This window comes from Roseburia hominis A2-183, assembly GCF_000225345.1.
Classification (GTDB): domain Bacteria; phylum Bacillota; class Clostridia; order Lachnospirales; family Lachnospiraceae; genus Roseburia; species Roseburia hominis.
Map to the genome: position 1 here is coordinate 1,106,343 of NC_015977.1, position 18,812 is coordinate 1,125,154.

The 18,812-nt window shown below is 49.9% G+C and carries 16 protein-coding genes and 1 pseudogene; 14 read left to right on the plus strand and 3 right to left on the minus strand.

Annotated features, from left to right (window positions below):
- Nucleotides 1–56 precede the first annotated feature (56 nt).
- From RHOM_RS05000 to efp, 9 genes and pseudogenes are all read left to right on the plus strand, one after another.
- Nucleotides 57–242: pseudogene (locus RHOM_RS05000) on the plus strand (tail tape measure protein); the annotation flags it as partial.
- Nucleotides 243–866: 624 nt separating this feature from the next.
- Nucleotides 867–1,184: a type II toxin-antitoxin system RelE/ParE family toxin gene (locus RHOM_RS05005; RefSeq protein WP_014079180.1), complete on the plus strand. Its 318-nt coding sequence runs from the start codon at nt 867–869 to the stop codon at nt 1,182–1,184.
- A 315-nt stretch (nt 1,185–1,499) separates the two neighbouring features.
- Nucleotides 1,500–2,600, plus strand: coding sequence for a redox-regulated ATPase YchF (gene ychF / locus RHOM_RS05010; protein WP_014079181.1), 1,101 nt, complete (start codon nt 1,500–1,502; stop codon nt 2,598–2,600).
- 66 nt (nt 2,601–2,666) lie between these two features.
- Nucleotides 2,667–2,924, plus strand: coding sequence for a YlmC/YmxH family sporulation protein (locus RHOM_RS05015; RefSeq protein ID WP_014079182.1), 258 nt, complete (start codon nt 2,667–2,669; stop codon nt 2,922–2,924).
- A 157-nt stretch (nt 2,925–3,081) separates the two neighbouring features.
- Nucleotides 3,082–3,534, plus strand: a complete 453-nt coding sequence (nrdR, locus tag RHOM_RS05020; RefSeq protein WP_014079183.1) for a transcriptional regulator NrdR — start codon at nt 3,082–3,084, stop codon at nt 3,532–3,534.
- An 88-nt stretch (nt 3,535–3,622) separates the two neighbouring features.
- Nucleotides 3,623–4,006: a hypothetical protein gene (locus RHOM_RS05025; RefSeq protein ID WP_014079184.1), complete on the plus strand. Its 384-nt coding sequence runs from the start codon at nt 3,623–3,625 to the stop codon at nt 4,004–4,006.
- Nucleotides 4,007–4,246: 240 nt separating this feature from the next.
- The gene (locus tag RHOM_RS05030; protein ID WP_014079185.1) at nt 4,247–4,771 is read left to right on the plus strand and encodes a YqeG family HAD IIIA-type phosphatase; all 525 of its coding nucleotides are present in this window, start codon (nt 4,247–4,249) and stop codon (nt 4,769–4,771) included.
- A gap of 83 nt (nt 4,772–4,854) precedes the next feature.
- Nucleotides 4,855–5,301 (plus strand): ribose 5-phosphate isomerase B, encoded by a 447-nt coding sequence (gene rpiB / locus RHOM_RS05035; RefSeq protein WP_014079186.1) that lies wholly within the window; start codon nt 4,855–4,857, stop codon nt 5,299–5,301.
- A gap of 159 nt (nt 5,302–5,460) precedes the next feature.
- A complete protein-coding gene (efp, locus tag RHOM_RS05040; protein WP_014079187.1) occupies nt 5,461–6,018 on the plus strand; it encodes an elongation factor P in 558 nt (185 codons plus the stop codon).
- Between the two features lie 82 nt (nt 6,019–6,100).
- Here the strand turns inward: efp and RHOM_RS05045 are convergent, their stop codons facing one another.
- Complete coding sequence (locus RHOM_RS05045; RefSeq protein ID WP_014079188.1) at nt 6,101–7,468, minus strand: polysaccharide biosynthesis protein; 1,368 nt, start codon at nt 7,466–7,468, stop codon at nt 6,101–6,103.
- 53 nt (nt 7,469–7,521) lie between these two features.
- On the opposite strand from RHOM_RS05045, the gene RHOM_RS05050 reads away from it, so the two are divergent.
- The 3 genes from RHOM_RS05050 to RHOM_RS05060 all read left to right on the plus strand — a co-directional run bounded on the left by RHOM_RS05050 (nt 7,522) and on the right by RHOM_RS05060 (nt 11,963).
- Nucleotides 7,522–8,688, plus strand: a complete 1,167-nt coding sequence (locus RHOM_RS05050; protein ID WP_014079189.1) for a cysteine desulfurase family protein — start codon at nt 7,522–7,524, stop codon at nt 8,686–8,688.
- A 285-nt stretch (nt 8,689–8,973) separates the two neighbouring features.
- Entirely contained in the window at nt 8,974–9,201 is a 228-nt protein-coding gene (locus RHOM_RS05055) for an HPr family phosphocarrier protein (protein ID WP_014079190.1), read from the plus strand.
- A 110-nt stretch (nt 9,202–9,311) separates the two neighbouring features.
- Nucleotides 9,312–11,963 carry an ATP-dependent DNA helicase gene (locus RHOM_RS05060; RefSeq protein WP_014079191.1) on the plus strand — a complete coding sequence of 884 codons (2,652 nt, stop codon included), beginning with the start codon at nt 9,312–9,314 and terminating at the stop codon, nt 11,961–11,963.
- Here the strand turns inward: RHOM_RS05060 and RHOM_RS05065 are convergent.
- On the minus strand, nt 11,928–12,824 hold the full coding sequence (locus RHOM_RS05065; RefSeq protein WP_014079192.1) for a LysR family transcriptional regulator: 897 nt from the start codon (nt 12,822–12,824) through the stop codon (nt 11,928–11,930). The genes RHOM_RS05060 and RHOM_RS05065 overlap by 36 nt on opposite strands.
- A gap of 248 nt (nt 12,825–13,072) precedes the next feature.
- On the opposite strand from RHOM_RS05065, the gene RHOM_RS05070 reads away from it, so the two are divergent.
- Together RHOM_RS05070 and RHOM_RS05075 are read left to right on the plus strand one after the other, a co-directional pair.
- Nucleotides 13,073–16,876 carry a phosphoribosylformylglycinamidine synthase gene (locus RHOM_RS05070; RefSeq protein WP_014079193.1) on the plus strand — a complete coding sequence of 1,268 codons (3,804 nt, stop codon included), beginning with the start codon at nt 13,073–13,075 and terminating at the stop codon, nt 16,874–16,876.
- A 166-nt stretch (nt 16,877–17,042) separates the two neighbouring features.
- Entirely contained in the window at nt 17,043–17,921 is an 879-nt protein-coding gene (locus RHOM_RS05075; protein WP_044024856.1) for an NAD-dependent epimerase/dehydratase family protein, read from the plus strand.
- 62 nt (nt 17,922–17,983) lie between these two features.
- On the opposite strand, the gene RHOM_RS05080 is transcribed toward RHOM_RS05075, so the two are convergent.
- Nucleotides 17,984–18,790 (minus strand): histidinol-phosphatase HisJ family protein, encoded by an 807-nt coding sequence (locus RHOM_RS05080; protein ID WP_014079195.1) that lies wholly within the window; start codon nt 18,788–18,790, stop codon nt 17,984–17,986.
- Nucleotides 18,791–18,812 lie beyond the last annotated feature (22 nt).

An 18,812-nucleotide genomic window follows, 5' to 3' on the forward strand; every position in this document is an offset into this window, starting at 1 on the left:
TGAATGGAGAAATCTGTGCTTTTTTATGCCCATTTTTACGGAAGGAGGTATCGGCCGTGGCTAACAGAATTATGGGTATTACTGTCGAGATCGGCGGAGATACCGCCAAACTACAAGCAACATTAAAGTGCGTAAACGGTCAGATAAAAAGTACACAGCAGCAGTTGAAGGACGTGGACAAGTTATTAAAACTTGATCCAGGAAATACAGAGCTGCTTGCACAGAAACAAAAATTGCTTGCTGCTGGATTGGAGATGAGGTTCCTTTCCAAGGAAAGACATATATTATAGAAGCAATTCAAAAGTAGAGAACAGTTAAAAAATTGTTTTCAGTGGTGACACTTTTTAACGATAGCCTCGACCTATTGTTAAAAGGTTCATGGATATGTTTCTTTTCACGATGGTAATTCATAGACAGCAGTCCTTTCATGTGGAGACGATAGTTGTACTACATCGGACAGATTTGTAAAACTTCTCGACTTCCGACACTTTGAGAGGTTTTTCAGGTTTGACCAGAGTGACCGAAAAACATACAAAAAAGTAATTTCAGATGGTGTGAATGTCTCAGTCGTATTGGACTGCGGCTTCGGAAACGTATCAAAGAGAAAATAATATCATCATCATTCAACTAAATAACAGAGGCATGAAAGACCGTTCATTTTCAAGAAAAATTGAAAGTGAGCGGTCTTTCTTTGTATCTGAAGGTCATCGTATCAGATGGATTTCAGGTGAGGTATATTCGATGTATTCGAGAAAGGTGATTTTATGGAGACAATACGGAAGAAGATGATGTGAGGAACGCAAGAGTAGCGCCACTCGGTGAGACCTTTGAGGATTTGAGGCAGATGCTGCGGGAGGGATAGAATATTGAATTATAAAGTTGTCCAGACAGAAACTGCAGATGCTCAGATCCGAAAGATTATTTTGTATGTAGCAGAAAACTTTGGAAGGGAAGTTGCACTTGAAAAACTTGAAGAATTAGAACGGAATCTTCTTGACTTAGGCAAGTATCCGCAAAAATGTGTAGAACTTCGTTATCTGGTGCTTAAAAGACAGGGGTATAAAGTACTGGTACTTGAGAAAAATCTTGTGTTTTACAAGATAAATGAGGAGAAGCAGGAAGCTATTATTTATGCTGTCGTAGACCATAGACCGGATTATTTGAACATCATCCGGGGATTGTAAGATACAGTATAATATTTTACAAAGAGAAAGTGAGAAATATTTCCGGTTCTGGGTTGGAGCAAGCGCGGTTCCTATGCCAAGAATCTCTTCCATGGATACGCCTGAGCGTTCTGAAAAATGAAATAACATTGCAAACGAGCCCCTGTTAGTGTATAATAATCGTGCTAATTTGGGGCTCTTAGAATAGCGCCATAAGACAGCTGCGAGGAGCGTTGGCCCGCCGAAGCACAGGACGGATTTTGGGAGAACGGCGCAGCGGTCAAAGCGGTATACAGCAAAAAGCCCGTAAAAAGGAAATAAAGGAGATAGATATATATGAAACTAGGCATCGTCGGACTTCCAAATGTCGGAAAGTCTACATTATTTAATTCACTGACCAAAGCAGGAGCGCTGTCTGCAAACTATCCATTTGCAACCATCGATCCGAATATCGGTATCGTTTCTGTGCCGGATGAGAGAATCGTAAAGCTCGGTGAGCTTTATCATACCAAGAAGGTAACACCTGCAACGATCGAATTTGTGGATATCGCAGGTCTTGTGAAGGGAGCAAGCAAGGGCGAGGGACTTGGCAACCAGTTCCTTGCAAATATCCGAGAGGTAGACGCGATCGTTCATGTGGTGCGCTGTTTTGAAGATACCAACATCATCCATGTAGACGGATCGATCGATCCGGCAAGAGATATTGAGACCATCAATTTGGAGCTGATCTTTTCTGATATTGAGATCCTTGACAGAAGAATCGCAAAGATTGCAAAGCAGGCGAGAATGGATAAGACTCTTGCAAAGGAACTCGAACTTGTAGAGGCGGTCAAGGCACATCTTGAGGACGGCAAGATGGCAAGATCCTTTGAGGTGCCGGATGACGAGGATGCACAGATCTGGTTCAAGGGATACAATCTTTTGACGGCAAAGCCTACGATCTATGCAGCGAATGTCGCCGAAGATGACCTCGCAGATGACGGCGCATCAAACCCACATGTCGCAAAAGTAAGAGAGATGGCAACAGAAGAGGGCGCAAAGGTATTCGTCATCTGTGCGCAGATCGAGCAGGAACTGGCAGAACTTTCGGAGGAAGAGAAGAAGGAATACTTAGACGATCTCGGCGTGGAATCCAGCGGACTGGACAAGCTGGTGGCTGCAAGCTACAGTATTCTCGGTCTGATCAGCTTTTTGACGGCAGGCGAGGACGAGTGCCGTGCATGGACAATCAAGAAGGGAACCAAGGCACCGCAGGCAGCCGGCAAGATTCATACGGACTTTGAGAGAGGCTTTATCAAGGCGGAGGTTGTCAACTACCAGGATCTTCTGGACAACGGAAGTCTCGCTGCAGCGCGTGAAAAAGGCATTGTTGGAATGGAAGGCAAGGATTATGTGGTGAAGGACGGAGATGTGATCCTGTTCCGCTTTAATGTATAATTTCAGACAAACATGATTATGAAAAAAGACGCATATACTTATCCGAGGAAGCAAACGGGGGAGTATATGCGTTTTTGCGATTTGGCGAGGAAAGAGGTCATCAACGTAAATGACTGTAAGTGCCTGGGAAATGTGCGGGATCTGGATTTTGACGAGTGCGACGGATGCATCAAGGCGCTGATTGTGCCGGGACCGGCAAAGTGGATGGGCTGCATGGGAAGGGAGTTTGAAGTGTTTATTCCGTGGTGCAGGATTGTAAAAATCGGACCGGACATTATTCTTGTGGACATTGATGAGAAAGAGGCAAAACATAAGGTAAAATAGGCGTAGGGGACAATAAAACAGAAAGTTTGTACAAAAAATTACAATTTCGTGAAAATACATAAAAAACTGGTCATATAATCGTGTAAATTTCATTGACAAGCAACAAATGTATAGATATACTACAATATATAGGCAAAATTGCCCATGGAGGTAGCAAATGAAGTGTCCATTTTGCAGCAGTGAAAATACACGAGTGATCGATTCCAGACCGGCAGATGACAACAATTCCATCCGCCGCCGCAGACTTTGCGATGATTGCGGAAAGCGCTTTACCACCTATGAGAAAGTGGAGACCATTCCGCTGATTGTGATTAAGAAAGACAACACCAGAGAGCAGTATGACCGTTCCAAGATCGAGGGTGGTGTGCTGCGCGCCTGCCATAAGCGGCCAATCTCGGTCAATCAGATTAACCAGCTTGTGGATGAAGTGGAGACGGAGATCTTTAACCGCGAGGAAAAGGAGATTCCGAGTTCCCTGATCGGCGAGCTTGTGATGGATAAGCTTAAGGATCTTGAGGCGGTTGCCTATGTCCGTTTCGCGTCGGTGTACCGTGAGTTCAAGGACGTCAACACGTTTATGAGCGAGCTGAAAAAAATGCTCGACAAATAAGAAAAGAAGGTAAAGTTTCTGTTTTTATTTGTCGATATAATAAAAAGTTATAGTAATATTTTTTTCTGGTTACAATGGAGAGTTTCTAATGAATTTGTCAGGAATCCGCATCAGTGCGGGATTTTATGATTACAACTCCATAGAGAATCAAACTGTTACCGTGGGATCGGAACTGCCGGCAGAACTTCCGCAGAGCGTAACAGGGCAGGCGCCGTCCACAGAGGAGTATACTGCGCCTGCAGCCATCAGGAAGAGCGGACCGGATCAGGGAGCCATCGATTACGCAAACAGCTACCAGCCGGATGCGGTCTACGAGCTGAAGGGCGTGGACAGCGACATTGCCAGACTGGATGTTGAGCGCGCCATTTCGGATATGCGTAAGGATCAGGTACTCGAGCAGTATCAGTTTTTTGTAGGAACGAATCCTGACGAGGTACAGCCGGTCAGACCGGATGAGAATTTTATACTATAGAATCATGAGCGGATGAGGACTGTATACACATGTGTATGCAGTCTTTTTTGTGTAATAGGAAACTTCGTTCCTATTACACAAAAACGCTCTGCGGGGATGCGCACCTCGCGGTGAGGTAAATAATGCTCTGAGAAAAACGAACAACGCGAATTGGAAATTCCGGGTGGATATTTTGGTAGAAATGTAGTAATCTATGTAAGGATGCGCACTAAGTGAGATGAGTAAAGGAGCAAAAGGGCAATGCTGGAACGGTTTTACCCGGGAGAATACGTAGATTCTACCTATGAGATCGATTTTGACCACCTTTATGAGGATGGATATCGAGGCGTTATTTTTGATATTGATAATACGCTGGTGCCGCACGGAGCGCCGGCGGACGAGCGGGCGTGCGCGCTTTTTGCACATTTGAAGGAGCTGGGATATCATTGCATGCTGCTGTCGAACAATAAGGAACCGCGCGTGAAAATGTTCAATGACGCGGTGCAGGTTTCTTATATCTACAAGGCAGGAAAGCCGAATCCGGCGAATTACAGAAAAGCGATGGAACAGATGGGAACGGATGAGAAAAACACATTGTTTGTGGGAGATCAGATTTTTACGGATGTCTATGGCGCCAACCGCACGGGAATCCGCACGATTCTGGTAAAGCCGATCCATCCGAAGGAGGAGATCCAGATTGTCTTAAAGCGCTATCTGGAAAAGATCGTCCTCTTTTTCTATCGGAGAAAATGCCAAAAGCAGCAGAGCGCAGCGCAGAAGCGATAAAAGAAGCAGTTTGTGCTGCAGAAAACAGTGGCAGCATGTGACAATGAAAAGGACGGGTGCCAAAACCCGGGATGGAGGAAAAAATGAAAATAGCAATCGGAAATGATCACGCGGCAACAGAGTTAAAATTTGTCATTATGGACTATTTAAAGGAACTGGGACATGAGGTTATCAACTTTGGAACCGACGGAACGGACAGCTGCAATTATCCGGAATACGGAGAGAAAGTCGGCAGGGCAGTTGTGGCAGGCGAGGCTGACTGCGGCGTACTGATCTGCGGAACCGGTGTGGGAATCTCCATCGCAGCCAATAAAGTCAACGGTGTGCGTGCAGCAGTGTGCTCCGACACAGCAACTGCGCGGCTGGTAAAAGAACACAACAATGCCAACATTATTGCATTCGGTGCCAGAATCGTCGGCACAGAGCTTGCGAAAGACATCGTCAAGGCATATCTGGATGCAGAATTCCAGGGCGGAAGACACCAGACCAGAATCGATATGATCCATGAGATTGAGAAGCGCAACGCTTAATAATACCGGGGAGATTGCGCCAGGAACAGAGCAAAAAGCGTGCAAATTCGCATGGCGCAGTGCGGTATATGAAAAAAAGCTTGAAATATAGCGCTGTTTATTATAAAATAGAAAAATCAGAGAGTAAAACTCGAGCGTATTTTTAAGGAGGAAATTTACATGATTTCAGCAGGCGATTTCAGAAATGGTATTACCATTGAGTTAGAGGGTAATATCTATCAGATTATCGAATTCCAGCATGTGAAACCAGGAAAAGGTGCAGCATTTGTAAGAACTAAGTTAAAGAATATTAAGAGTGGTGGTGTGGTTGAGAAGACATTCCGTCCTACAGAGAAATGTCCGACTGCCCGCATTGACAGAAAAGATTACACTTATCTGTATGCAGATGGTGACTTATACAACTTTATGGATGCAGAGACTTATGAGCAGATCGCACTCTCCAAAGATGACATCGGCGATGCGCTGAAGTTCGTGAAGGAGAACGAGATGGTGAAGATGTGCTCTCACAACGGAAGCGTATTCGCAGTAGAGCCGCCTCTGTTCGTAGAGCTTCAGATCACTGAGACTGAGCCGGGCTTCAAGGGTGATACCGCTACTGGTGCAACCAAGCCGGCAATCGTCGAGACAGGAGCTACCGTATATGTACCTCTGTTCGTAGAGCAGGGCGATGTGATCAAGATCGACACACGTACAGGTGAGTATCTGTCCAGAGTATAATTTGAGATCAGATTTAGCACTTTTAATGAGAATAAAAATACCGGTAAACCGTAATCTGGCTTGCCGGTATTTTTTGTGCATATTATTTTGCGGATGCAGAGCGGGAAGTGGGATGTGTCTGGCGCAGCAGAATTCCGATGGAGAGGAGAGCCATGACGGCCTGACTGATGAGAAGTCCACACAGATAGCCGCGGATACCGTAGACGGGGAGGGCAAACAGCACAAAGAGGATGCGGATGCCGCAGGCAATCAGATTCAGCACGAAAGTGATGCCCGGGTAGCCGAGCCCGTGCAGAATACTGCTCAGCGTCACGCCGAGGTACAGGAAAGGACAGATCCAGCCGAGCGTCCGTATAAATGTTCCGGCGAGCGCGTTCCCAAAAAGCACATTCCCGATAAAGTGACCGGTAGCAAGAAAACCCGCTGTACAAAAAAAGCCCCACAGAAGACAGACCCGGATGGTTTTTAAGACCGCGCGCCGTATGAGCGCATCGTTTCCGCCGGCTTTGGCTTCTGAGATGGCGGGCATAAGAAGTACCGAAATGGAGTTGGTGATGACGGACGGAAACATGATGACGGACATCGCCATGCCGGTTAAGATGCCGTAGACGCCAAGCGCCTCGGAAGCCGTGTAACCGAACAGGCGCAGGCGGCTGGGAATCATGATGTTTTCAAAACTGGAAAAGAGCGTTAAAACAACCCGGTTTGCCGTGAGCGGAACCGCCATGGCAAGGAGATTGCGCGTGCCGCATTTCACGGAAAGCGCCGTGTCCGTTCCCTTCGGAAGTTTTGCGACGCTGACGGAGACGAGCGTGCTTGCCACTTCGCCCATCACAGCGCCCCACATTGTGACGGAGAGCGGAACGGCGGTCTGCTCCCGCATATGGATCTGATAGAGCAGCCAGACCGTGCCGACGCGGGCGATCTGCTCTGTGAGCTGTGTGAGAGCGGGGACGCCCGTCTTTTTCTGTCCATAGTAGCAGCCGTTGATGCAGGCGTGGATACAGCAAGGGACAAAGGAGAGGGAGATGATCTTAAGGAGCGGGATGCACCGCACATCCCCGAGCATGGAAACACCGATAAAGTCTGCGTATTTCCAGATTACAAAGCCGGTCGCGGCAGATAAAAACAGCGACAGCAGCAGGCCGATCCGAAAATAGAGCCTCGCACCCGCGGGATTGTTCTGCGCAAGCTCGGAGGAGACGAAGCGTGAGATCGCAGTCTGAATTCCGGCGGCGGTGACGGCGAAACCGAGCGCCATCACCGGGGACAGCAGCTGGTAGATCCCAAGACCTTCTGCACCAATCAGCCTTGAGAGGAATATTCTATAGAAGAAGCCGATAATCCGTGTGAGCACACCGGCGAGTGTGAGCAGCAGTGTGCCGGTGATCAGGGAATTTTTCAGAGAATTTCCAGAAACGGAATTCCTGGGAAAATGAATGTCTGGCAAGTGTGTCTCCGGGAATTGGAATCTTTTTATTATATGTAAGGTGTGGGGGAAAAATGTGCGATCAGGAATATAAAGCAGGTGTGGTCTATCTGGATAATGCTGCAACGACGCGGATGGCGGAGGAGGCCGAAGCCGCTATGCAGCCTTATCTGGTGGAAAAGTTTGGCAATGCGTCAACGGCTTACGGTTACGGGGAGGAAGCGCAGGCGGCGATTGCCCATGCGAGAGAGGTGATTGCAGCATCACTGGATGCCAGACCGTCGGAAATCTATTTTACATCGGGCGGATCGGAGGCGGATAACTGGGCAGTTAAGGGGGTGGCGGAAGCGTATGGAAAATACGGTCGTCATATCATTACCAGCAGGATTGAACATCACGCGGTCCTAAACTCCTGCCATTATCTCGAGGAGCAGGGCTACGAGGTGACTTATCTGGACGTCGATCAAAACGGAATGATCTCGCTGGAACAGTTAGAGCATGCCGTCCGGGAGGATACGATCCTGATCTCGGTCATGTTTGGAAACAATGAGGTCGGAACGATCGAACCGGTCATGCAGATCGGAAGGTTTGCAAGAGACCATCAGATTCTGTTTCATACGGATGCGGTGCAGGCGTATGCCCAGATCCCGATCTCGATGCAGCAGTATCACATCGATCTGCTGAGTGCGAGCGCCCACAAATTTCACGGACCGAAAGGCGTGGGATTTTTGTATGTAAGAGACAGGGTTACGATGCCTTCCTTTATCCACGGCGGTAGCCAGGAGCGTGGAAAACGCGCGGGAACGGAGAATGTGCCGGGGATCGTCGGGATGGGGAAAGCGGTGGAACTGGCATTCTGCAATATGCGCAGAAGAATCCGCAGGGAGATGATGCTGCGCAATTATCTGATTGAAAAGATCATGCATGAGATCAAGGGGGTCCGCCTGAACGGACATCCCACGAACCGCCTGCCGGGGAATGTGAATGTGAGCTTTTCCGGCGTGGACGGTGCATCACTTCTCATTCTGCTGTATGAGGACGGAATCTGCGCCTCGGGCGGCTCCGCCTGCAACACCGGGGAGGAGCGGGTCTCCTATGTAATCGGGGCGTTGGGCGTGCCGGACGAATACGCACCGGGGACCGTGCGTATGACGTTGTCGGGAGAGACGACAAGGGAAGAGATCGACCGCGCCGTGGAGGCGCTCAAGCAGAATCTTAGGAAACTGAGAGATGAAAAATAGTTTTCTCTGGGGAAAAAATATGTGAAAATATTACAAAAACGAAACGTACCTTTGCGGGAAATGAGAAAGTGTGCACAAGAATAATTATGCAGTTTGCTTTTTGAGAGAAAATCGCAAAAAGAGATTGCAAAAAACGGCAAAAATCGGGCACAGAAATGAGCAGATTGCCCGTACTTTCAAGTGGTTTACCGGTTGCGTCAAATTTGACAAAGAAAAAAATTTATGCAATAATTGCGCGGAAATCAGAGAAACACGTTTGGTTTATAGTAGGAAAGGATGAATAATATGATAGAGAGAAAAATCAGATTGTCTGACACGGAGGAAGTAAAGGAGTTTGTGAGAGCTGCCGGAAAATGTGATTTTGATATCGATGTTTGTTATAACAGAGCTGTGATTGATGCAAAATCACTGCTCGGAATGCTGTATCTTGGACTCAGCAAGGATCTGACCGTAAAATACGGCGGACAGAACACCGGGTTTGAGAATACGGTACAGAAATATGCAGTCTGCTAGTCAGACAGACGGAGACAGGGCTGCTGCCGGAGAGAAACCTCTTCGTGCAGCAGCCCTGTTTTTGTGTTACACTGTATGATAAGAAACTGGAAAGTAGGGAGCGCTGCCGTATGGATGCACAACAGGAAAAAGACGAAAAGAAAATCATAAAGATCTCGGTGCGGAATCTGGTGGAGTTCATTCTGCGGGAGGGAGACATTGATAACCGCCACGGGAGAACTGCGTCCCCGGAGGCCATGTGGGAGGGCAGCCGTATCCATAAGCGCATTCAGAAGAGCAAAGGCGCGAATTACCATGCGGAGGTGCCGCTTAAGATCGAACTTAGCGAGGGAGATTACACGCTTGCCATCGAGGGACGGGCGGACGGAATCGAGATTACGTGCGACGGGGAGAGACAGCTTGATTTTTCGAATAACTTCAACCATCTTACGGTGGAGGAAGACATGCATGTGACGATTGATGAGATCAAGGGGATCTACATGAATCTGGATGCGCTGGATGAACCCGTGGGCGTGCATCGCGCGCAGGCGATGTGTTATGCCTATATCTATGCCTTGCAGCATGATCTTGCAGAGATCTCCGTGCAGCTGACCTACTGCAATCTGGATACAATCGAACTGACAAAGACGGCGTTTCTGGGGAATCTGAAATATTTTAGGGAAACATTTTCGTTTGCGGAGCTGGCGGAGTGGTTCACCCGGCTGACGGACGAATATAAAAAGTGGGCGGATTTTCAGTTCGCCTGGCAGAATCTGCGGCAGGCTTCCATCAAAAAGCTGGAGTTTCCCTATGCATACCGGAAAGGACAGAAAGAACTGGCGTCGGACGTATACCGCACGATTGCGCGCCGGAAGAATCTGTTTATCCAGGCACCCACAGGCGTCGGGAAGACCATTTCGACGGTCTTTCCGGCGGTGAAGGCGGTCGGCGAGGGACTCGGGGACAAGATTTTTTATCTGACGGCGAAGACGATCACGGGCACGGTGGCAAAGGAAGCATTTGAACTTTTGCGCACCAGGGGGTATCAGGCGAAGATCATCCAGCTGACGGCGAAGGAAAAGCTGTGCCTGTGCGAGGAGATGGACTGCAATCCTGTACACTGTCCCTACGCGAAAGGACACTACGACCGCGTGAACGATGCGGTGTACAATCTGTTGCAGAAGGAGGATGTTTTTACCAGGGAAGTGATCTTAGAGCAGGCGCGGGAGTACCGGGTCTGTCCGTTTGAGATGTCGCTGGATACGGCAACCTGGGCGGATGATATCATAGGGGATTATAATTATGTCTTTGACCCGAATGTTTATCTGAAGCGTTTTTTTGCGGAAGGAACGCGCGGGGACTACATTTTTCTGGTGGATGAGGCGCACAATCTTGTGGAGCGGAGCCGGGAAATGTACAGCGCGGCGATCTATAAGGAAGATTTCTTGGCGGTCAAAAAGCTGCTGAAACCCTATCAGGAAAAGCATGACAGACGTGCGGAACGTGTGATCCGGCATCTGGAAAAATGCAACCGAATTCTCCTTGGGTACAAGCGTGAGTGCGAAAACTATGTCGTATATGAAAATATCGGTACGCTGATCTTTGCACTGACGCGCCTTGCGGCAGATCTCGATGAGTATCTGCAGAAAAGTCCCGATTTCCCGGAACGCAGGGAAGTGAACGAATTTTACTTAAACCTGCGCAATTTCATGAATATCTACGAACTGGTGGACGAGCATTATGTCGTGTATTCCGAGCATGAGGAGGACGGGCGCTTCAAGCTGAAGTTTTACTGTGTGGATCCCTCCCTCAATCTGCAGGAGCGCATAGACAAGGGAAATGCGACGATCTTTTTCTCGGCGACACTGCTTCCGATCCAGTATTATAAAAGCTTGCTGTCCACCCGCAGGGATAATTATGCGGTCTACGCGCAGACGGCGTTTTCCGAGGAACAGCGCCTGCTGCTGTTTGGAAATGACGTCAGCAGCAAGTACACGAGGCGCGGCAGGGCAGAGTATGAGCGGATTGCATTATATATAGAAAAAACAGCGCGCGCGAAGCAGGGAAACTATATGGTGTTCTTTCCGTCCTACCGGATGATGCAGGAAGTCTACGATGTGTTTTTAGAGGGCGGGGAGACGGATGAAATGCGTCCGCAGGAGTATTTTCCGGAAGGAGCAGAGAATGCAAAGATTGTGGAGCATCCCGAAGAGGCAGAGATTGCGGAGCATCCCGAAGAGGCAGAAATTGCGGAGCATCCCAATGATGCGGAAAATTCCGGAAATGCAGAGCCGCGTCTCTGGTGCATGATGCAGCAGACCGGGATGCGTGAGGCGGAGCGCGAGGCTTTCTTACAGGCATTTTCCGGTGAGACATCGAAACGGCGAGGCGGTTCACTGGTGGCATTCTGTGTGCTCGGAGGTATTTTCGGAGAGGGGATTGATCTGAAAAAAGAACAGCTCATCGGGGCGGTGATCGTGGGAACCGGACTGCCGCAGATCAGCAATGAACGCGAGATTTTAATGCATTATTATGATGAGAGAGCGGGGGCAGGCTTTGATTATGCGTACCGCTTTCCGGGAATGAACAAGGTATTGCAGGCGGCCGGACGCGTGATACGGACGACAGAGGATGTGGGAGTGATTGAACTGCTGGACGAGCGGTTTTTAAAGAGTGATTACAGAGGGCTGTTCCCAAGGGAATGGGAACAGCGCCGGATATGTAACGTAAATGAAGTAGAACAGATGTTAGCCGAGTTCTGGGAGAGACGGCAGGAGCTTTAAGAATTCTTCCGTAGACTGCGCGATTGGAAGCGTCGGGTTGACTGCGGCGACCATCTGGCGCGCCGGGAGCTTTTCCCTGATCTTCACGATAAAGAGCTCTCTGGACTCGCGGTTTAGGCAGTAGTCCGGAATAAACGCGATTCCCAGGCCGATACGTGCCAGATCAATCAGAAGATCGTTGCTGCTCAGCTCGATCTGCGGCATCAGTTCAAGCTGGTGCTGCAGAAAGAGGTTATGCAAAAATTCGCTGGTGGTGCTCTTGCGGTCGAGCATCAGGATCGGGTACTGCTGCAGATCCTCTAAGGCAATCTCCTGCTGCTTCAGATTAAAATAGGCAGGGTTGGCGATAAAGACGTCGTGAAAGCTGCACACAGTCTTGCGGATGTAGGACTGGTTTAAATTAGAGTTGGGAAAATTGGTCACAATCAGATCGACTTTTCCCTGCTCCAACAGCTCTACGCAGCTGAGAGAGGTTGAGTTTGTCACTTTGATCGGGACATTCGGGAACTTCTTGTGGAACTGCTTTAAATACGGCACGAGAAAATAGCGGCAGATGGTGTCGCTCGCGCCGATGTGAAGCTGCCCCAGACCGAGGCTGCCGGAATCTAACAGCTGGCTCTCACCGCGCCGGATTAAATTCATGGCAGGTTCAATATGCTTGAGCAGAATCTTTCCTGCCGGAGTCAGCTGTACTTTTTTGGTACTCCGGATAAAAAGCGGCTGCTCCAGCTTTTTCTCCAGCGTCTTGATTGACTGGCTGACGGCGGATTGGGAGATATAGAGCTGCTTGCTCGCCTCGGAAAAGCTGAGGGAGGTTGCAACATAATAGAAAACTTTATACAATTCGTAATTGATATCCATGGTTCCTCGTTTCTGTCGGAGCGCTGCTCCGAACCGTTCTGTAGCGTGTTAACTATAATTATAAGACCTGCTTATAAAACTGTCAAATAAATCTTATGTGATATATTAACCATAATAATAGAAGAGATTAAATATATTAATTATGCTTATTTGTTCGCATATGCTATACTTCATATAGAAAGTAGGATAAGATAGAAATACAAACGATCAGTAGTTTCGCCGATGGCGTGCGCAGATGGAGGGAAAATATGAGCAACGTAAGACGCGTATATGTGGAGAAAAAACCGGCATTTGCTGTCAGAGCAAGAGAGCTGGAAGCAGAGATCAGAAATTATCTCGGTATCAGTGACGTGAAGGGAGTGCGTGAGCTGATCCGTTACGATATGGAGCATGTATCGGAGGAAACCTACCGCAAGGCTCTGGTTACCGTTTTTTCCGAGCCGCCGGTGGACGATGTGTACGAGGAAACTTTTGAGTTAAATGGCGCGAGAACTTTTTCCGTAGAATTCCTGCCGGGACAGTTTGACCAGAGAGCGGACTCCGCCGAGCAGTGCGTGAAGCTGTTAAATGAGAACGAGGAGCCGCTGATCCGCACGGCTGTGACCTATGTGATCGAGGGAGAGATCAGCGATGCAGAGTTTGAGGCGATCAAAAAGCACTGCATCAACCCGGTTGACTCCAGAGAGACCGGTCTTGAGAAGCCGCAGACGCTGGTGCAGTCGTTCCCGGAGCCAGAGGATGTAAAGATTTTCGACGGATTTTCTGCGATGCCTGAGGCAGAACTGAAGGAACTTTATGATTCCCTCGGTCTGGCGATGACTTTCAAGGACTTTTTACATATTCAGAATTATTTTAAGAATGAGGAGAAGCGCGACCCGTCCATGACGGAGATCCGCGTATTGGACACCTACTGGTCCGATCACTGCCGTCATACGACGTTTTCCACAGAACTTAAGGACGTAAGCTTTGACGACGGCTATTACCGTGCGCCGATGGAGGAGACCTATCAGGATTACCTCGCCACCCATAAGAATCTTTACGCAGGACGTTCAGACAAATTCGTGTGCCTGATGGACATTGCCTTAATGGCGATGAAGCGCCTCAAAAAGGAGGGCAAGCTGATGGATCAGGAGGAATCCGATGAGATCAATGCCTGCTCGATTGTCGTTCCGATCGAGGTGGACGGAGTGACTGAGGAGTGGCTTGTAAACTTTAAGAACGAGACACATAACCACCCGACAGAGATTGAACCGTTCGGTGGTGCTGCGACCTGTCTGGGCGGTGCGATCCGTGATCCGCTTTCCGGACGTACCTATGTCTATCAGGCAATGCGTGTGACCGGTGCGGCAGATCCGACAGTTTCCGTGAAAGACACGATCCCGGGCAAGCTTCCGCAGAAGAAGCTTGTGCGCGAGGCGGCACACGGTTACAGTTCTTATGGTAACCAGATCGGTCTGGCAACCGGTTATGTCAAGGAGGTATACCATCCGAATTATGTGGCGAAGCGTATGGAGATCGGTGCAGTGCTCGGTGCGGCTCCGAGACGTGCGGTGCAGAGACTGACCTCCGATCCGGGAGACATCATCATTCTGCTTGGCGGCCGTACCGGTCGTGACGGCATCGGTGGTGCGACAGGTTCTTCCAAGGCACATAACACAGAGTCCACCGCAGTCTGCGGTGCAGAGGTGCAGAAGGGTAACCCGCCGACAGAGCGCAAGATCCAGAGATTATTCCGCCGCGAGGAAGTGGCGCATATCATCAAGAAGTGTAATGACTTCGGTGCAGGCGGTGTATCGGTTGCCATCGGAGAGCTGGCAGACGGACTGCGCGTGCAGCTGGATAAGGTGCCGAAGAAATATGCGGGACTTGATGGAACCGAACTTGCAATCTCAGAGTCCCAGGAACGTATGGCGGTCGTAGTGGCACCGGAGGATGTACAGAAGTTCCTTGCATTTGCGAAGGAGGAGAATCTGGAAGCTGTCGAGGTTGCGGTTGTGACCGAGGAGCCGAGACTGGTACTCACGTGGAGAGGAAAGGAAGTCGTAAACTTATCCCGTGCATTCCTGGATACCAACGGTGCACATCAGGAGACCAATGTGGCAGTGGATATGCCGGACCCGAAGGAAAATTATCTGAATAAGATCGATACACCGGCGGTTTCCGAGGCGTTAGCAGCAGGCGATATGAAGAAAGCATGGCTCGCAGAACTTGCCGACTTGAATGTGTGTTCTCAGAAGGGACTGGTGGAGATGTTCGACGGTTCCATCGGAGCGGGAAGCGTATACATGCCGTTCGGTGGGAAATATCAGCTGACCGAGACACAGTCCATGGTGGCAAAGATTCCGGTGATGACCGGCAAATCCGATGCAGTCACGATGATGGCATACGGCTTCGATCCGTATCTGTCTTCCTGGAGCCCGTATCACGGTGCGGTGTATGCAGTGCTTGAGTCTCTGTCGAGAATCGTGTCTGCAGGCGGCGATTACAGCAAGGTGCGCTTTACCTTCCAGGAGTATTTCCGCAGGATGAGCGAGGAGCCGAAGCGCTGGAGTCAGCCGTTTGCTGCTCTGCTTGGCGCGTACAATGCACAGATCGGCTTCGGACTGCCGTCCATCGGAGGAAAGGATTCCATGTCCGGAAGCTTCAACGAGATCGACGTACCGCCGACACTGGTATCCTTTGCCGTGGATGTGGCAAAAGAGGGCGACATCATCACGCCGGAGCTTAAGGCAGTGGGAAATCAGCTGGTACTTTTCTCCATCGAGAGGGATTCTTATGATCTTCCGGTCTATGCGCAGGTAATGAAGCTCTATGCGGTGCTGCATGAGCTGATCGGAAAGGGTGCGGTCGTATCCGCCTATGCGCTGGATGGAAAAGGACTTGCGGCGGCAGTCAGCAAGATGGCATTTGGCAATAAGCTTGGTGTGACGATTGAGAAGGAAGTGTCGGAAGAGACACTGTTTGCACCGGGATTTGGTAATATCGTGGCGGAGGTTCCAGTGGAGAAGGTTGGTATTGTCAAGGAGACATTAAAGGCAGCGGGACTTTCCGGAAATGAGGAGCTTGTCGGCTGGGTAAATGAGGAACAGAGCTTCTGCTACGGCGGCATGAAGCTTGCACTCGACGAGGCGATCGCAGCATGGAGCGGCACGCTGGAGAAAGTATTCCCGACCCGCGTGACAGATAATAAGGACGAACTTGACACCGGCATCTATCAGGCAGACAGTATCTATGTCTGCAAACACAAGGTGGCAAAACCGACCGTGTTTATACCGGTATTTCCGGGAACGAACTGCGAGTACGACAGTGCGAGAGCATTTGAGCGCGCAGGTGCGGACACGATCGTAAAGGTATTCAAGAACCTGAATGCAGAGGACATCCGCGATTCGGTTGAGGAGTTCACAAAGGCGATCGATCAGGCACAGATTATCATGTTCCCGGGCGGATTCTCCGCGGGAGATGAGCCGGAGGGCTCCGCGAAGTTCTTTGCGACCGCGTTCCGCAATGCGAAGATGACAGAGGCGGTCATGAAGCTTTTGAACGAGCGCGACGGACTGGCGCTCGGTATCTGCAACGGTTTCCAGGCACTGATTAAGCTGGGGCTGGTACCGTACGGAGAGATCCGTCCGCAGACCGCAGATTCACCGACATTAACCTACAACACGATCGGCCGTCATATCAGCAAGATGGTATACACGAAGGTTGTGACGAACAAGTCCCCGTGGCTGGCACAGGCAAAGACCGGCGAGGTATATTGCAATCCGGCTTCCCACGGCGAGGGACGTTTTGTCGCTCCGAAGGAATGGCTGGAGAAGCTGTTTGCAAACGGTCAGGTGGCAACACAGTATGTCAACGAGGCGGGTGTTCCGACCATGGATGAGGAGTGGAATGTCAACGGCTCCTACATGGCAATCGAGGGAATCACAAGCCCGGACGGAAGAGTGCTCGGCAAGATGGCACATTCGGAGCGTCGTGACCGGAGTGTGGCGATGAATATTTACGGTGAGCAGGATTTGAGACTGTTTGAGTCCGGCGTGGAATATTTTAAGTAAAAGAAAAAATAACGGGAAGTAAAAGAGACCCTGCAGCGAGGAGAAAAACCTTTCTGCGGGGTCTTTTGCCGTTCGGTTCTTGGGGGATTGTTGATAAAACAACGCAAAATGAGTATAATAGTGCGAAAGGGAACGGAAAACGGGAAGAAGAAAGATGGAGAAACGTATGAATATTTTAGTGCTGGGCGGAACGGGATTTTTCGGAAAACATCTGGTGTGGGAACTTTTGCACCGGGGACATGAGGTGACGATCGCAACACGCGGCCGGACGCCGGATGATTTTGGAGACAGAGTCAGACGTCTGATCGTCGACCGGACGGATGTCCGGCAGATGGAGCAGGTGTTTGCCCATAAATATTATGACGTTTTCTACGACGATCTGGCTTACTGTGCGGGGGATGTGCGCACCGTGCTGGAGGCGGTGCCCTGCAGAAGGTATGTGATGGTGTCCTCGGCATCCGTGTATGATCTGCATTTTCAGACCGTGGAGACGGACTATGAGCCGGAACATGACAGACTGGTCTGGTATACGGATTACAGCGGATCGTATGACGTATTGAAGAAAAGTGCGGAATGTGCGCTCGTGCAGCAGTATCCGATGAAAAATGCGGCTTTTGTGAGATTCCCCTACGTCATCGGCAGGGATGACTACACGGACCGGCTGTACTTTTATGTGGAACATGTGGTGCGGCAGAAACCGATGTATATTGATAATATGGACGCACAGATGAGCTTTATCAGCGTGGACGATGCGGGGCGCCTTCTGGCGCATCTCGGCGGGGATGAGATCCAGGGTGCCGTCAACGGAGCGAGCCGCGGGACCATCTCGCCGCGGGAGATCCTGACTTACGTGTACAGACGCACCGGAAAAGAGGCGTTTCTTGATGAGACCGGCGATCCGGCGCCATATAATGGGACGCCCGGCTACAGCATCAATACAGAGCGCGCCGGGCGTACGGGATTTGTGTTTTCCAATCTGAAAGACTGGATCTATGAACTGCTTGATTTTTACATAGAGCGCGCCGCAGAAGAGATGCGTAAATAAAAACAGGACATCAACGTATAAAATGTCAGTGAGAATGAGGACTGGAGCGCCGGATGCGGCGGTCAGTCCTCAATTTTTATGAATTCCGGCTTGCGTTTCCGGAAGACCGTGTAGTAAATAAAACCGGCGTCCTTTAAAATCTGAGGCACTTTCTCAAAGGCAAAGCCGACATGTTCCGGGGCATGGGCGTCCGCGCCGACCGTGATGATCTCACCGCCAAGCTCACGGTAGCGCGCGAGGATCTCCTCGCAGGGGTTCGGATGTCCCAGTCCGTATTTGAAGCCGCCGGTATTGATCTCGATGCCTTTCCCTTTTTCAATCAGAAGTCTTAGAATCTCGTCGATCACGTCGCTGTATCTGGCGTAGGTATAATTCTCGTTGCGCGTCGGACCGTAGCGCACGACATAGTCGATGTGACCGTAGACGTCAAAGTCATCAAATGCCCGGATGTTTTCCAGGATGGACTCAAAGTATTCGCGGTATCCTTCCTCCTCGGTGTGCGTCTTCCAGAATGGCGGAAAATACGGATCATAGCCGTGTACCACATGGGAGGAACCGATGACAAAGTCGAAGTCATACTGCGAGAGAATATCGGCATGCAGCGCTGCCAGATGCGGCTGGAGCCCCAGCTCGATGCCGTAGCGCACGCTGATCTGATCCCGGTACTGTTCCTGCATGGCGAAAACGGATGACGTGTAGTTCGGCAGGTCTAACAGGAACGCTTCCGGGTTGTCCGGATAGTCGATGTCCAGATGATCCGTAAAACAGATGCCGGGGAGCTTTGCCCTGATTGCAGCGCGGATCATGTCCTCCTGCGGGGCGTCGCTGTCACCGGAATATTGGCTGTGCATATGTGTATCCCATAACATAGAGATCTTCCTTTCTGTGTGA

What these genes read in the sequence shown, in the direction of transcription:
- ychF (WP_014079181.1), top strand. Translation starts at nt 1,500, where the DNA reads ATGAAACTAGGCATCGTCGGACTTCCAAATGTCGGAAAGTCTACATTA.
- RHOM_RS05015 (WP_014079182.1), top strand. Translation starts at nt 2,667, where the DNA reads ATGCGTTTTTGCGATTTGGCGAGGAAAGAGGTCATCAACGTAAATGAC.
- nrdR (WP_014079183.1), top strand. Translation starts at nt 3,082, where the DNA reads ATGAAGTGTCCATTTTGCAGCAGTGAAAATACACGAGTGATCGATTCC.
- RHOM_RS05025 (WP_014079184.1), top strand. Translation starts at nt 3,623, where the DNA reads ATGAATTTGTCAGGAATCCGCATCAGTGCGGGATTTTATGATTACAAC.
- RHOM_RS05030 (WP_014079185.1), top strand. Translation starts at nt 4,247, where the DNA reads ATGCTGGAACGGTTTTACCCGGGAGAATACGTAGATTCTACCTATGAG.
- rpiB (WP_014079186.1), top strand. Translation starts at nt 4,855, where the DNA reads ATGAAAATAGCAATCGGAAATGATCACGCGGCAACAGAGTTAAAATTT.
- efp (WP_014079187.1), top strand. Translation starts at nt 5,461, where the DNA reads ATGATTTCAGCAGGCGATTTCAGAAATGGTATTACCATTGAGTTAGAG.
- RHOM_RS05050 (WP_014079189.1), top strand. Translation starts at nt 7,522, where the DNA reads ATGTGCGATCAGGAATATAAAGCAGGTGTGGTCTATCTGGATAATGCT.
- RHOM_RS05055 (WP_014079190.1), top strand. Translation starts at nt 8,974, where the DNA reads ATGATAGAGAGAAAAATCAGATTGTCTGACACGGAGGAAGTAAAGGAG.
- RHOM_RS05060 (WP_014079191.1), top strand. Translation starts at nt 9,312, where the DNA reads ATGGATGCACAACAGGAAAAAGACGAAAAGAAAATCATAAAGATCTCG.
- RHOM_RS05065 (WP_014079192.1), bottom strand. Translation starts at nt 12,824, where the DNA reads ATGGATATCAATTACGAATTGTATAAAGTTTTCTATTATGTTGCAACC.
- RHOM_RS05070 (WP_014079193.1), top strand. Translation starts at nt 13,073, where the DNA reads ATGAGCAACGTAAGACGCGTATATGTGGAGAAAAAACCGGCATTTGCT.
- RHOM_RS05075 (WP_044024856.1), top strand. Translation starts at nt 17,043, where the DNA reads ATGAATATTTTAGTGCTGGGCGGAACGGGATTTTTCGGAAAACATCTG.
- RHOM_RS05080 (WP_014079195.1), bottom strand. Translation starts at nt 18,790, where the DNA reads ATGTTATGGGATACACATATGCACAGCCAATATTCCGGTGACAGCGAC.